This window comes from Paenibacillus sp. S02, from assembly GCF_019454065.1.
Taxonomy (GTDB): Bacteria; Bacillota; Bacilli; order Paenibacillales; family Paenibacillaceae; genus Paenibacillus; species Paenibacillus polymyxa_B.
In genome coordinates, this window is record NZ_CP073682.1 from 5714586 (window position 1) to 5728092 (window position 13507).

Here is a 13507-nt window from a genome sequence, read left to right on the forward strand (position 1 = left end):
CTTTTATGATGTTCAGGCTACGGATGCCCCTAATACAGATAATCATCAGTCACAAAACGGCGGTATGCGCCCCAAGTAAAAAAGATAAGATATAGACTAACCACGGTGATAATCGCCCCATTCACAGACGAATTCCCGATTAAGGACCTATCTAATCCTGTATGCTGCATATACGGAATAATCATAAATGCGATCACATTGTATAGGTATGGGATATGAGAAACAAAAGAGACCAATTTTAAATACAATGAATCAAACAACAGAGAGCCCAGATTGTATACCATACAAACACCGATGGCATACGTCACACTTTTGCTATACATAGCGATAAAACAATAAAAGGAGCTTATTGCTAATAATGAGGCAAGCGCCCAACCATAGTATTTAAGCATCTGCAGTCCTTGAGATCCGGACAGCCCCGCATCACTTACATCATAGGAAAGAGTCCATACTTCAACGATCACCTGCGAAGATACTGCAAATACAATGAGAAGAAACAAAATAGTAGCATTTAAAACCAGCAGCTTACTCCAGAAAATCTGCCCGCGGGTAAATCGGCGCATAAATAACAAACGCAGTTTCCCGCTTCGAAATTCCTCTGTGTATACAGCGGCAGCTAAAGCAGCCACAGCTATGTTGCATACTAAAAACAAATTCTCACGCAGACCAGTAACGACAAAGTTTAAGGATAATACCTCTACAGGAACCTTCATCGTGCGCAAAAAATATACTCCTGTCGAACAGGCTAGAATCGGTGTACATAATACCATGAGCCAGAACCACTTTCGTCTCCACAATCGCTCGAACTCGCTGTATATTAATGATTTCATAGTCCCATCAATCCCATAAAAGCATCCTCTAGCCGTTGACCGTCCTCTACTAGTTGATCAGTAGGTCCCTGCCAAACTAGCCTGCCCTCTTTGATAACCATGAGTTCGTCACATGTCTGTTGCAGTTCATCCAACAGATGACTGGAGATAAAAAAGGCATAATTCGCTGAATCACGTAGCTGAAGCACAATATCTCTCAGCTCCCTCATTCCCATAGGATCAAGCCCATTGGACGGTTCATCCAGCAATAAAAGCTCCGGAGCCCCCAGCATGGACTGCGCAATACCTAGCCTTTGCTTCATTCCCAGTGAATAGTTTTTCACCTTGTCATCCCCCCGTGTTTCCAGCCTCACCTTTGTAAGCAAATCTTCAATATGTGTCTCCCGATCTGAGGGCGCAATCTCAAAGTGTAACCGTGACAAATTGCGCAAAACCTGCCTGCCTGTCATATAATCAAAAAAGACCGGAGATTCAATAATAGCCCCCACCTTGGACAGCGCCTTTTCCCGATCCGTCTGTACATCATATGAGGCTATCTTTACAGAACCGCTGGTTGGCTGCATTAATCCGGTTATGATTCGCATCATTGTGGTTTTACCAGCCCCATTAGGCCCGATGAATCCATATATCTTCCCTTTCTGAAGCTTAAAAGAAACACGGTCTAACAAATGCCTTTTCCCCATTTTTTTCGTTACCTGACTGACCTCCAGTAAGGAGTCCGACATACTATTCCCTCCATCCATAACAAATCACAACATAGTTCCAACGCGTGCATTTGATATGTAAGATCATGATGGATAACATAAACTTCATTTAACAATGAATCATATTATTTATTCAATTTAAAAATTATCATATGTTGCGAAATGCAAACAACTTTCTTTATATGTAAAATATAATAACAATAATACATCAATACCATTTATCTTAATTAATGGTCATTAATTTTCGTGATGATATCTTTGTCTTTACACTGCAAAAAAGGTAGCCCTTCAGTAAACGTTCTACCTCAGGGCTACCCTCTATATAAAATAAACTGTTTTCTAGCCAGTAACTACTAGCCTGTCACCTACTCCAACTCAACCCACTCGCCGAGCAACGTGTCCAGCTCAGCTTGCAACCGCTCACGCGCATCCCACAGCTCCGCCATGTGGATCGTGTCGCCGCTTGTGCCGAGCAGCTCCAGCTCGGCATCCGCCGCCGCCAACTCTGCTTCTTTGGCGGCGATGGACCGCTCCAAACGCTCGCTGGATGCCGCGGGCGTGCGTGATGGCTTCGCAGCCTTCGCTCCACGTGCCTCAGACCCGGCAGCGGGCGAGCCCAAGCGATTTGAGCGTGCACGGCTCGTATCGGCTCCCGCAGTCGCTTCCGTATGCGCAGCCGGCCCCGTGCCATTGCTCACTGCACTGGAATGTGCAGCTGTGCCCGAGCCTGAGCCGCCACCGGATGCGGATCTGCTTGCGGATGTCGGGCGTGTCCCGGTATCGCCCCCGTTCTGTAGACGAGCGTTTTCCAGCTCCCGCTTCTTCGCTCGGTACTCATCAAAGCTGCCCAGATAAAAGGTCAGCTTTCCAGCCTCCAGCTCCCACACACGCCCTGCCAGCTTATTCACAAAATAGCGGTCATGTGAAATCGCCAGTACCGTTCCCGTGTAGGTGTCTAACGCTTCCTCCAGCGCCTCGCGTGAGTCAATGTCCAGGTGATTCGTCGGCTCATCCAGCACCAACAAATTTGGCTTTTTCATGACCAGCAACGCCAGCCGCAAGCGGGACCATTCGCCACCGGACAGCATGCTCACAGGCTTAAACACATCGGCACCGTAAAACAAATACTTCGCTAGCAACCCGCGTGCCTCGCCTTCTTCCACCCCTGCTTCCTCCTTGAAGTAAGCAAGCACAGTCGCCCGGCTATTCCGTTCTCTCTCCTGCTGCGCCAAATATCCATACTCCACGCGCGCACCCCACTGGACCGTGCCTGCATCCGCGCTTTCCTGACCAAGCAGCAGCTTGAGCAGCGTCGTTTTGCCTGAACCGTTATCACCCAGCAAGGCCACCTTTTCACCGAATTCCAGGCTGCCCGTTGCCCCGTTTAATATCTGACGCTCTCCATAGGCTTTAACAATTTCTTCAAACTGCAGCACCCGGCGACCGGAACGATCCTCCAGCTTTAAGTGAAATTCCGCCCCCTGCGGGTCCAATACAGGCCGCTTCACCAGCTCCATACGCTCCAACGCCTTACGAATGGAGGCTGCTTTTTTGAAAAACTTTTCGTTGTCGCCATTGCGCCCCCACTCTTCAAAACGCCGAATGGCCTCTTTCATCTTTTTAATCCGCTTTTGCTGTTCCTTATAATCTTCAAATTGCAGTAGCAATCGTTCTTCCTTTTCCTTAACATAGCCGCTGTAGTTCGTATAATACGTAAACGCCTCGCCATCCTCAAGCTCAATCATTTTAACGGCGACCCGATCCAGAAAATAACGATCATGAGATACAACCACACACGCACCTGTGTAGCCCTGCAAAAATTGCTCCAGCCATTCCAGCCCCTTCAAATCCAGATGGTTAGTCGGCTCATCCAGCAGCAACAAATCCGGCCGCCCGATGAGCTGTGATGCCAGCGCTATTTTTGTTTTCTCTCCACCCGACAGCGAGCCGAAGCTGCGCGTATACATTCCTTTGGGAATACGCAGACCATCCGCTACCTGATCAATATTTGCATCCATTTCATAGCCGCCGTTGCGCTCAAACCGTTCTTGCAAGGCAGCATACGATTGCAGCAGCTTCTCCAGAAGGTCCACGTCTGCTGCCACAACCGGATCTGACATTTCCCGTTCCAGTGTGCTCATCTGATTGCGGCAATCCTTCAGCTCACGATAGGCGTAAGCCAGCGTTTCGTACACAGTGAAGCTCTCAAACTCCGCCGGAATTTGCGGCAAATAGCCAATTTTCGTATCCTTGGCGATGACGAGTTGCCCTTCATCCGGGCGGGACAAACGTGCGATTAGGCGTAATAGGGTGGTTTTACCGCTTCCGTTGCGGCCGATGAGTCCCACCTTTTCTCCCGTATGGATATCAAACGATGCACCATCCAAAATCAGATTGGCAGCGTGGTATTTTTTCAATTGTTGACCGTTTACTATATACATGTTCAGGCTCTCCTTTATTTAGGAAGACCCTTACCCGGGTAACACAAAAAGAGCCGCAGGAGCAACCCCGCGACTCTTCGGAAGATACAGCAATCCGTTCGAGTTAAGGTAGGCGTCTTCTCGCGATGTTTACAACCGTATGATTAAAATTGGACAGACTTCTCCCGTTGTATGGAAAAGCATGAACAATGCCAGCCATAGCAATCGGCAGCTGGCTAATACGGTTGTTCAGCATCTCGTGATTCACCTACCTCACCTCCTTCTTCATAATTGTGTGTAGTATAACATGTTTGCTCGCATTATAAAAGAGGGCGATGGTCCAGCGAATTATGAAACAGAGTGGTGCCCTCTGACAGCCTGCGATGTCCCCGCTCTGGTAATCGAAAATACGCCGCAGACAAAAGCAACAATCACAAATGCCCCACCCACCCAAGCGTTCGTGGCAACAGATTCACTATTTTCAATCACTACTCCTCCCAAGGCAGAACCTAAAGCGATCCCGACCTGGAGTGCGGAGAAATTAAAGCTTTGCTGAATACTACCCGATTCGGGTGCATTTTCAATAAGATAACTTTGCATCGGGGGCGACAAGGCCCAACTCAGTATGCCCCAGATGATCAGTAGTGGCGCAAATACATAAATCGAGTGGATTGAGAATGGCAGCAAGAACATCACGGCGATAAACACACCTACGACGACTAGAATACTTTTCGCTGTGCCGAACCGATCTGCCAAAGAGCCGCCAATAAATCCGCCGCTCACTGCCGCCAGCCCAAAGACAAAATAGGCCACACTAATCCACGAAGCGTTTAAGCCCATCATATTTTCTAAAAATGGAGTGAAATACGCATATAACGTGTAATGGCCCGCCAGTGTCAGCGTGGTCACCAGATGAGCACTGATGACCTTAACATTTTTTAAGGATTTCAGCTGATCGCGCATAGGCACAACATGTTCCGTCGGAATCCGCTCCATAAACAAGTTGATAACGATCATAGCAACGACCGTCAACAAGGCAATGATCAGGAAAAGCACCCGCCAGCCAAACGCATTTCCAATCAGCACCCCGGCTGGAATACCTAGAACGATGGAGGAGCTAACCCCCATGGAGATGACACCAAGGACACGGGCCTGATAAGCCTTGGACACCACTTTGACTGCAATGGTCAATGACAATGTCACGATCAGCGACCCGCTTGCAGCGGTAATGATACGGGATACAAACAAAACAGCATAATTCGGACTCCAGAAGGCCAGCAGACTTCCCAGAATAAAGATAAACATCGACCACAGATACAGTCGTTTTCGTTCAATTTTGGCGGTCAACGCCAACAAAGTTGGCCCAGCAATAGCATACACAAGCGCATAGATCATGATAAGCTGTCCTGCCGTGCTTACGGAGACATTCAAATCCTGTGCAATTTGGGGTAGTACGCCACCGATAATCAGCTCCACTAAACCCACCGTAAAGGTCGCAATCGTTAAAATAACTACTTTGAAGTTCATTACATTAGCTCCTTTGCTGTCATGTAAATCCCTCGTATTACGCAAAAAAATCCTGACCACAAGAAATGTACAAGACGTACACTTTTTGTAATCAGGATTTATCGGTTCCTGGTAGAGACCCTCAAACCATATTATTGAGGTTATACAAATGGGGCATTCATTTATTACGCATTCACGAAGGTTATAGCTATTACTATAAAGGAGCCTGTGGCTAAGTTCAACCCCCTACAGCCGCAAAAATTCGCTCATGGCACGATCCGACAGATAGGGTAGATACTCATGACCGTATTCATGATACAGGAGTATTTCCTTGTCTGATACGATTTTATTGTACACCGCAAACTGCGTGGAGGGTGGACAGATGGTGTCCGACAGCCCTGTCACAAACAATACACGACCACGAATACGATCTGCCAAATGTTGAATATCGATGTAGCCTAGTCGGTGAAAGAGCTCCTCCTCGCGCATATGATTCGGATCAAACCAACGAAAATAATAAACCAGTTCTTCATATGCAGATGTAGTAGCATCCAGCGCCCAAGCTCTTTTATAGTCCGACAGAAATGGATATACCGGAACTGCCATACGGACACGTGGCTCCAATGCAGCGCAGGCAACCGTTAAGGCCCCTCCCTGGGAGCAGCCAAATGCGCCGATCCGTTCAGGGTCGACCTGCTCCATAGACATCAGAATGCGCACCGTCTGCACGGTATCCAAAAATACATTGCGGTAATACAATCGATCCGGGTCCGGGTCGTCAATCCCTCGAATGATATGACCGCGAACCGTCGTTCCTTGAACCTGCAAATTGTCCTCAGACAGCCCTCCTTGCCCCCGGCAATCCATAGCCAGCACGGTGAATCCGTGTGCCGCATAGCTCACCTTGTCGAACCAGTCACCACTGTCGCAGGAATATCCATGAAACATGGCCAAAGCTGGCCCTTGTTCCGTAAGGTGCTTAGGACGAGCCAGCTTCCCATGAACCTTTGCTCCGCCCACTCCAGTAAAATATAGATGGTAACAATCCACCATCGGAGAGACAAAATCGGCAGGCTCCAGTGTATAATCAAGCGGCTGCCGCTCCAGCTCCTGTAATGCCCGTTCCCAGTATGCGTCAAAGTCCGGCGGCTTCGGGTTACTCCCCATATACGACTGCAATTGCTGTAAAGACATATCCTCCGGCATTTAGTTTCCTCCTACATCCGGCCCGACTCACGATCGTCTGCGACCACTTCATCCGTTGCGATGACATACTTCATAATGTCAGACACTGTCGTGTATGCAATACCTACATACGTGTCAGCGGCTCCATAATAAATCGCAATCCGCCCGGTGTCCGCATCATGCAGCGTAGCACACGGGAACACCACATTCGGCACAAAGCCCCGTTCTTCGTACCATTCCTCCGGGGTCAGCACGAAATTAGAGGAACGATATTTAACTTTAGACGGATCATCCAGGTCAAGAACGGCTACGCCCATACTGTATACCAGCCCATTGCACGTGCCTGTCACCCCGTGGTAGAACATCAGCCAGCCCTCTGTCGTCTCAATCGGAGCCGGTCCGCCGCCAATCTTTACCGATTGCCACCAGCCCTGTCCGCCCTTGCTCATGACATGACGGTGCTTGCCCCAATAGACCAAGTCAGGACTTTCACTCAGAAAAATGTCGCCAAACGGTGTATGTCCGCTGTCGCTCGGACGGGATAGCAACATAAAGTTTCCGTTTAGCTTGCGGGGCAACAGCACACCATTGCGATTAAACGGCAGGAACGGATTTTCCAATCGTACAAAGCTTTTAAAATCCTTCGTTTGTGCTATCCCCAACGCTGCACCGTAAAAATCTGTACACCAGATAATATAATACGTATCCTCCACGCGGACCAGACGCGGATCGTAAGCATAATTAGGCTGGTAATCGCTTCCTTCCTCATCGACCAAATGCAGACGTTCTGTCTCAATGTCCCAAGCCAACCCGTCGTCACTCCAGCCTAGATGCAAATGCGGACGTCCATTAATCGTTTCAGCCCGGAATACCCCTACAAACCGTCCCTCATACGGAGCTACTGCACTGTTGAAAATACGGGCAATGCCCGGTACCGGATTACGCCCAATGACCGGATTCTCACTATGTCTCCATACCGGAGCCTCACTGCCTTCAGGCTTATCCTGCCACGGCATTTCCGGCAGACTATCTCCCACAATTCTTACGCTATTTACTCCCAAATCCACATCCAATTTATTCATACGTTTATTCCCCTCTCACCGAGATACTTGATTTCACCGAATTTTCTATTTCGCCGTTATTCTACTTCACTGAACCCTGCGCGAATCCGTTATAGATATATTTTTGTAATGATAAAAACGCAATCAGCGTCGGAATAATGGCAATGATAATGCCTGCGCTAATGACTTCCCATTGCGATCCATATGGCCCTTTAAACTTGAACAGCGCCGTCGATATGACCTGAAGGCTTGTTTTGGGCATATACAGGAACGGGGTGTAAAAGTCGTTGTAAATATTAACGCCCTTGATAATGATCACCGTCACAATGGCAGGCTTCAGCAGAGGCAAGATAATGCGCCAGTAGATCGTCAGATAGGAGGCCCCATCCAGCATGGCCGATTCATCCAGCGCCACCGCAATGGAATCCAGAAATTGCAGAAAAATATACACTGCAATAATATCCGTTCCCAAATACAGTAAAATGGCTGCCCAAGGCGTGTTAAACAACTCCAGCTTGTTAATGATCTGGAACGTCGACACCTGTGTCGTCACCCCCGGAATGAGCGTGGCGAGCAAGAACGCACCCAGCATGAGACTTTTGCCCTTAAATTTAAAACGGTTCAAAATATACGCAATCATGGAACCCGTCAAAGTGGCCCCGATGATTGAAATCAACAGGATAAAAGCTGTATTCACAAATCCGGTTAGCATATTTCCGTTAATAAAGGCCTTGGTATAGTTAGCCCAATTCAGCCAGTTCACGGGGGGAGTCAGAGGACTGGTTGCCGCATATTCAGCCTTCGTCTTCAAAGATGCAAACAAAATGACGACAATCGGCAGCAGTGCAATGAACGCACCTAGTAGTAGCGCGGCATACTTGATGCTGCTGCCCAGTATTCTTTTCAGCTTATACATGATTAGTCCTCCTCTCCCCGAATTAGCAACCGTTGAAGCAGTGTGACAGCAATCACGATCAGCAGCAGAACGACCGCCATCGCTGAGGCCAAACCGACCTTGCTGTATTTGAATGCCACATCAAGCGTCTGAATGACGAATGTTTCACTGCCGTTGGAGCCACCGGTCATAATATACGGGATATCGAACGCACTGATCGCCCCGCTAATCGCCAAGATGAGATTCAACTGCAAAATCCGCTTGATACTCGGCAAAATAATAGAGCGGAATTGATGCCAGCGGTTAGCTCCGTCCATATCAGACGCTTCATACAGATCACTGGATATGGAGGAAATCGCACCGAGAAACACGATAAAGTTAAAGCCCATGTATCTCCAGATCGACGTGCCAGCCAGCGAAATATTGATAATCTCCGGGTTACCCAGCCACAGCTTGATATACGAACCCAGCCCCACTGCCTGAAGCAGTGTATCAAGGGTACCGTCTGGCTTAAAAAAGAATAGAAAAATAAAACCAATAGCTACCCCGTTCATCAGGGAAGGAAAAAACAAAACGCCTTTAAAGAAATTTTTAAACCAGGTTTGAAAGCTGAGAATAGTTGCAAAATAAAGGGCCAGCCCCATCTGTACAAACGTGGCTACAAAGTAATACAGACTGACTTTAAACACCGAGAAATACTCGGGGTCGGTAAAGATTTTGATATAGTTTTCAAAACCCACATATTCCAGACGCTTACTATAGCCGTTCCAGTCCGAAAAGCTGTATTTAAACATATTGATCACCGGCAAGTACGCAAAAGTGATCAGCAGCGCTAGCGGAATAAATGAAAAGGCAACAATAATCGCCAATCTTTGTTTGGAGTAGCTGAGATTCGAAAATTTTAACATGCTGCACCTCCTGGCTATCCGTCCATCGACTGCTAAGTCGATCCTTTCTTTTCGTCAGTTCAGATGGCTATTTTGCTTCCTTTGCAGCCACTTCAGCACGCGCCTTCACCCATGCGTCGTTCAGATCCTTCATAATGGTGTCATACGATTCCGGGCGGTTACCGACCGCTGCCTCAATAATGCGTTTCTTGAAGTCAGGCTGCCACAAGCCGATTTCTCCCTTTTTGTCGATTTTATCAACAATCCCTTCCTGTCCTTTCGGGGACGGAGTGAGCGTTTCAAAGACAACTCCCTGATCTCCGTACTGCTTCAAAATGTCAGGTAATTCCGCCCCCTGTAGTGGACTAACGCTACCTGCCTGCTCTACGGCATAGTTGGACTTGTCAGTAAACCAGTCCACCCAGGCACGAGCCGCTGCTTTATTTTCACTATTTACGTTAATACCAAGGTTGTAATCGCCTGCCAGCGGAACAAGCACCTTTTGGGCGTTGGTTGGAAAAGGCATAAAGCCGATATCTTCCTTGTTTGTAGCAGTACTTTTAATCTGGTCAATCGCCCAAGAGCCAAGCACCATCGTACCGATTTTGCCTTGAGCAAGATCCGCCTTGGAGGTCTCCCAATCCGTAGTCGTTGGATCCTTTTCAATCAGACCATTTTTAGCCGCATCGTACAGAACCTTATACAGCTCATAGTGAGGCTGACCCTTCGTAAAATTGTCGTCTGTATTCGGCTGTGTGACATTCACATATTCCTTTGTACCCGCCACTGTTGCCAAATCAGCTTCCCACTGGGTCAGTGCCCACCCAGAGGCGTAGTTCGTAAACAGAGGAATTGCCTTGGTTTTATCCTTAATCTGCTGTAACGCTTTCAGGAATTGATCCGTGGTTTTGGGAAGTTGTGTGATTCCCGCGTCCTTGAACACTTTTTTGTTATAAATCACCCCGGAGTACGTCATCGCTACCGGAATACCGTAGACGTTGTTGTCCACCATACGTTCTTCAATGCCGGTATACTTGCTTTTCATCTCCGTATAAGTGCCCAGTGGTTCGAAAAATTCGGGTAGTTCTGCAATTGGGATACTGGTAGGAATCAACAAAACATCTCCATAGTCCCTAGTCCCCATCCGAATTTTGATTTGGCTCTCATAATCGGCCAATGCCTGAAAATTGACCTTCACGTTCGGATAAAGCTTGTTAAATTCTTTGGCGTAGTCTTGAAACACGGTATCTACAATATCCGTCCGCTGTGTGATAACCGTAATTTCACCTTCCACATCCTTTGGATCAGAGCTGGCTGCTGGTGTATCCGATGCTTTTGGAGCACAGCCTGCAAACAAACCCGCTACTAGTAGCACTGACAACAATGGCATCAAAACTTTAGACAACTTCATGAAACGACCCCTCCCATTTTTTTAAATAAGGTTATCGTTAAGCTAACAAAAGTTATTTTATTATGATAACGCTTACTATGTCAATTACATTATTTTTTTGTACAGTACACTTGGCTATTATCTTGTAAATAAACACAAGACGAGAATAGTTGACAGTTTACAAACACCTAGATATGATACTTCTGTAAAGTTAACGATAACTTAATAATTTATTTTCCGAAGGAGGCTTTGTCTCTTGGAAACACTACTGGACGAAATTAGACAGGAATGGAAGGAACACATACTCCCATTCTGGCTTGGACTGAAGGATGAGACACACGGTGGGTTTTACGGCGAAGTGGATGTGGATCTGCACACTCATAACCAAGCCGACAAAGGCGGGATTGCCACTGCACGGCTACTCTGGTCATTCTCGGCGGCTGCCCGTGTAACAGGGGAAGATACCTATGCAGAAGCCGCACGACATGCATTCACATTCCTGCGAGATCACCTGCTTGATCCATTACATGGAGGAATGTATTGGATGGTGAACTACACCGGGCAACCCGTGGACACGTGCAAGCATGTATACGCGCAGGCATTCGCGATCTATGCGCTAGCAGAGTATGCACGTGCCACAGACGACCCGAATGCATTGCCACTAGCTATGGAGCTGTTCCACCTGCTGGAGCAAAAAGGATATGATCGCACCCGACAGGCATACGGCGAACAATATGACCGCTTGTGGAACACGCAGCCTAATGAGCTACTCAGCGAAAATGGGGTTACCGCGCATATCACCATGAATACGCATATTCATGTTTTGGAGGCGTATACCCAATTGCTGCGCGTCTGGCCAAATGAAGAGGTTCGAGATGCACTGACGAACGTACTGGATATTTTATATCATCGTGTTTACGATGCTTCTGCCCGACGATTGGGGGTATTCTTCGATCGTGAATGGCGCTCTCTGCTTGACCTGACCTCATATGGTCACGACATCGAAGCCAGCTGGTTGATTGAGGACGCTATGAGTGTGCTGGGTTATTACCCGTCAGAATACGTGGATATGGTGATGGATATTGCCAATGCGGTAGCTGAGCGCGCTGTTCAGCCAGACGGATCGCTCATCAACGAGCGGGAAGGAGAGCGGGTAGACACCTCACGTATCTGGTGGGTACAGGCCGAGGGGATGGTTGGTTTTTACAATGCATTTCAACGTACAAAAGACGAACGTTTTTTGCAAATTGTCCGTAATCTATGGTCCTATACCCGGCAATATATCATCGATCCGCGCCCCGGAGGCGAATGGTTCTGGTCAGTTCAAGCGGATGGTAAGCCAGATGCGAGAGAGATTGCAGGACCCTGGAAGTGCCCTTATCACAACAGCCGATTTTGCATAGAAATGCTAGAAAGGATGGAAAACCAATGATCCATAGCAAATATAATGAGCTGCGGTTGCAGCAAGAGGAACTGATTACACGCCCCAATGAGGTTAAAACTACCTTTTATAATGGTATCTACGAACGCTACCTCTACCCAGTGCTCACACGCCATCATGTTCCACTTCACTGGCGGTTTGATCTGGATGCGAAAACCAATCCCTTTTTCATGGAGCGGCTGGGTGTAAATGCGGCATTGAATCCAGGGGCAATCTATCATGAAGGAAAATACATTCTTGTTTCGCGTACCGAGGGACTGGATCGAAAGTCATTTTTCGCTTTGGCAGAGAGCGATAACGGCATTGATCAATTTCGGTTCATTGACGCTCCCCTAGTATGGGAGGATATCGACCCGGAAGAAACAAACATGTACGATATGCGACTGGTAAAGCATGAGGACGGCTGGATTTATGGTATTTATTGCTCAGAGAAAAAAGACCCTGACGCGCCACCTCACGATACCTCCAGTGCTGTCGCTCAGGCTGGACTGGTCCGTACTCGTGATCTTCGTACATGGACCCGGCTTCCCAACATCACTACCCAGTCCCCACAGCAGCGCAACGTTGTTCTGCACCCTGAATTTGTGGACGGTCAATACGCCTTCTATACTCGTCCCCAGGACGGATTTATTTCCACCGGCTCGGGCGGTGGCATCGCCTTCGGCCTGTGCAAAGATATTACACAGCCCGTGATTGAACACGAAACCGTCATTGATGAGCGTTGTTATCATACGGTGTACGAAGCCAAGAACGGACAGGGGCCAGCCCCGATCAAAACCAGTCGCGGCTGGATTCATATCGCTCATGGGGTACGCAATACGGCCGCCGGGCTGCGGTATGTGCTGTATACCTTTGCCACCAGTCTGGAAGACCCTACGCGCGTCATCGCTAAGCCCGGCGGGCACTTTTTGGCTCCTTATGATGAGGAACGCGTGGGCGACGTTTCGAATGTTATTTTTTGCAATGGGGCAGTCGTTAACGAACAAGATGAAGTCTTTATTTACTACGCATCCAGTGATACCCGTATCCACGTAGCGACGACCACCATCGCTCGACTGGAGGACTACACCTTCAATACACCATCCGATCCCTTGCGCTCTCTCAGTAGCGCCGCTGTTCGCCGTGAGCTGATTCATCACAATGAAGCGCTATTGCAAGCACACTCCCGTCCTTCCCAGCGGACATAAG

General features: G+C 48.1%; 12 protein-coding genes and 1 riboswitch. Of the genes, 2 read left to right on the plus strand and 10 right to left on the minus strand.

Annotated elements, in window-relative coordinates:
* Positions 1-29: 29 nt before the first annotated feature.
* From KAI36_RS25445 to KAI36_RS25490, 10 genes are all read right to left on the minus strand, one after another.
* Positions 30-830 carry an ABC transporter permease gene (locus KAI36_RS25445; RefSeq protein ID WP_220026340.1) on the minus strand — a complete coding sequence of 267 codons (801 nt, stop codon included), beginning with the start codon at positions 828-830 and terminating at the stop codon, positions 30-32.
* The gene (locus KAI36_RS25450; RefSeq protein ID WP_220026341.1) at positions 827-1555 is read right to left on the minus strand and encodes an ABC transporter ATP-binding protein; all 729 of its coding nucleotides are present in this window, start codon (positions 1553-1555) and stop codon (positions 827-829) included. The genes KAI36_RS25445 and KAI36_RS25450 overlap by 4 nt, the downstream gene beginning before the upstream one ends.
* Positions 1556-1899: 344 nt before the next feature.
* Positions 1900-3975, minus strand: a complete 2076-nt coding sequence (abc-f, locus tag KAI36_RS25455; protein ID WP_220026342.1) for a ribosomal protection-like ABC-F family protein — start codon at positions 3973-3975, stop codon at positions 1900-1902.
* A gap of 103 nt (positions 3976-4078) precedes the next feature.
* Entirely contained in the window at positions 4079-4222 is a 144-nt protein-coding gene (locus KAI36_RS25460; RefSeq protein WP_016822706.1) for an RAxF-45 family protein, read from the minus strand.
* A gap of 80 nt (positions 4223-4302) precedes the next feature.
* Positions 4303-5481, minus strand: a complete 1179-nt coding sequence (locus KAI36_RS25465; protein WP_134903870.1) for an MFS transporter — start codon at positions 5479-5481, stop codon at positions 4303-4305.
* A 68-nt stretch (positions 5482-5549) separates the two neighbouring features.
* Positions 5550-5649: riboswitch (purine riboswitch) on the minus strand.
* Positions 5650-5706: 57 nt separating this feature from the next.
* Positions 5707-6666: an acetylxylan esterase gene (locus KAI36_RS25470; RefSeq protein ID WP_220026343.1), complete on the minus strand. Its 960-nt coding sequence runs from the start codon at positions 6664-6666 to the stop codon at positions 5707-5709.
* Between the two features lie 11 nt (positions 6667-6677).
* Complete coding sequence (locus KAI36_RS25475) at positions 6678-7727, minus strand: glycoside hydrolase family 130 protein (protein WP_220026344.1); 1050 nt, start codon at positions 7725-7727, stop codon at positions 6678-6680.
* 61 nt (positions 7728-7788) lie between these two features.
* The gene (locus tag KAI36_RS25480) at positions 7789-8622 is read right to left on the minus strand and encodes a carbohydrate ABC transporter permease (protein ID WP_025721962.1); all 834 of its coding nucleotides are present in this window, start codon (positions 8620-8622) and stop codon (positions 7789-7791) included.
* Positions 8623-8624: 2 nt separating this feature from the next.
* Positions 8625-9509 carry a carbohydrate ABC transporter permease gene (locus tag KAI36_RS25485; RefSeq protein WP_220026345.1) on the minus strand — a complete coding sequence of 295 codons (885 nt, stop codon included), beginning with the start codon at positions 9507-9509 and terminating at the stop codon, positions 8625-8627.
* Positions 9510-9576: 67 nt separating this feature from the next.
* A complete protein-coding gene (locus KAI36_RS25490) occupies positions 9577-10899 on the minus strand; it encodes an ABC transporter substrate-binding protein (RefSeq protein WP_220026346.1) in 1323 nt (440 codons plus the stop codon).
* Positions 10900-11134: 235 nt separating this feature from the next.
* Here KAI36_RS25490 and KAI36_RS25495 point away from each other — a divergent pair, with 235 nt between their 5' ends.
* Together KAI36_RS25495 and KAI36_RS25500 are read left to right on the plus strand one after the other, a co-directional pair.
* Entirely contained in the window at positions 11135-12310 is a 1176-nt protein-coding gene (locus KAI36_RS25495) for an AGE family epimerase/isomerase (protein WP_220026347.1), read from the plus strand.
* On the plus strand, positions 12307-13506 hold the full coding sequence (locus KAI36_RS25500) for a glycoside hydrolase family 130 protein (protein ID WP_220026348.1): 1200 nt from the start codon (positions 12307-12309) through the stop codon (positions 13504-13506). The genes KAI36_RS25495 and KAI36_RS25500 overlap by 4 nt, the downstream gene beginning before the upstream one ends.
* Position 13507: the final 1 nt, after the last annotated feature.

What these genes read in the sequence shown, in the direction of transcription:
- KAI36_RS25445 (WP_220026340.1), bottom strand. Translation starts at nt 830, where the DNA reads ATGAAATCATTAATATACAGCGAGTTCGAGCGATTGTGGAGACGAAAG.
- KAI36_RS25450 (WP_220026341.1), bottom strand. Translation starts at nt 1,555, where the DNA reads ATGTCGGACTCCTTACTGGAGGTCAGTCAGGTAACGAAAAAAATGGGG.
- abc-f (WP_220026342.1), bottom strand. Translation starts at nt 3,975, where the DNA reads ATGTATATAGTAAACGGTCAACAATTGAAAAAATACCACGCTGCCAAT.
- KAI36_RS25465 (WP_134903870.1), bottom strand. Translation starts at nt 5,481, where the DNA reads ATGAACTTCAAAGTAGTTATTTTAACGATTGCGACCTTTACGGTGGGT.
- KAI36_RS25470 (WP_220026343.1), bottom strand. Translation starts at nt 6,666, where the DNA reads ATGCCGGAGGATATGTCTTTACAGCAATTGCAGTCGTATATGGGGAGT.
- KAI36_RS25475 (WP_220026344.1), bottom strand. Translation starts at nt 7,727, where the DNA reads ATGAATAAATTGGATGTGGATTTGGGAGTAAATAGCGTAAGAATTGTG.
- KAI36_RS25480 (WP_025721962.1), bottom strand. Translation starts at nt 8,622, where the DNA reads ATGTATAAGCTGAAAAGAATACTGGGCAGCAGCATCAAGTATGCCGCG.
- KAI36_RS25485 (WP_220026345.1), bottom strand. Translation starts at nt 9,509, where the DNA reads ATGTTAAAATTTTCGAATCTCAGCTACTCCAAACAAAGATTGGCGATT.
- KAI36_RS25490 (WP_220026346.1), bottom strand. Translation starts at nt 10,899, where the DNA reads ATGAAGTTGTCTAAAGTTTTGATGCCATTGTTGTCAGTGCTACTAGTA.
- KAI36_RS25500 (WP_220026348.1), top strand. Translation starts at nt 12,307, where the DNA reads ATGATCCATAGCAAATATAATGAGCTGCGGTTGCAGCAAGAGGAACTG.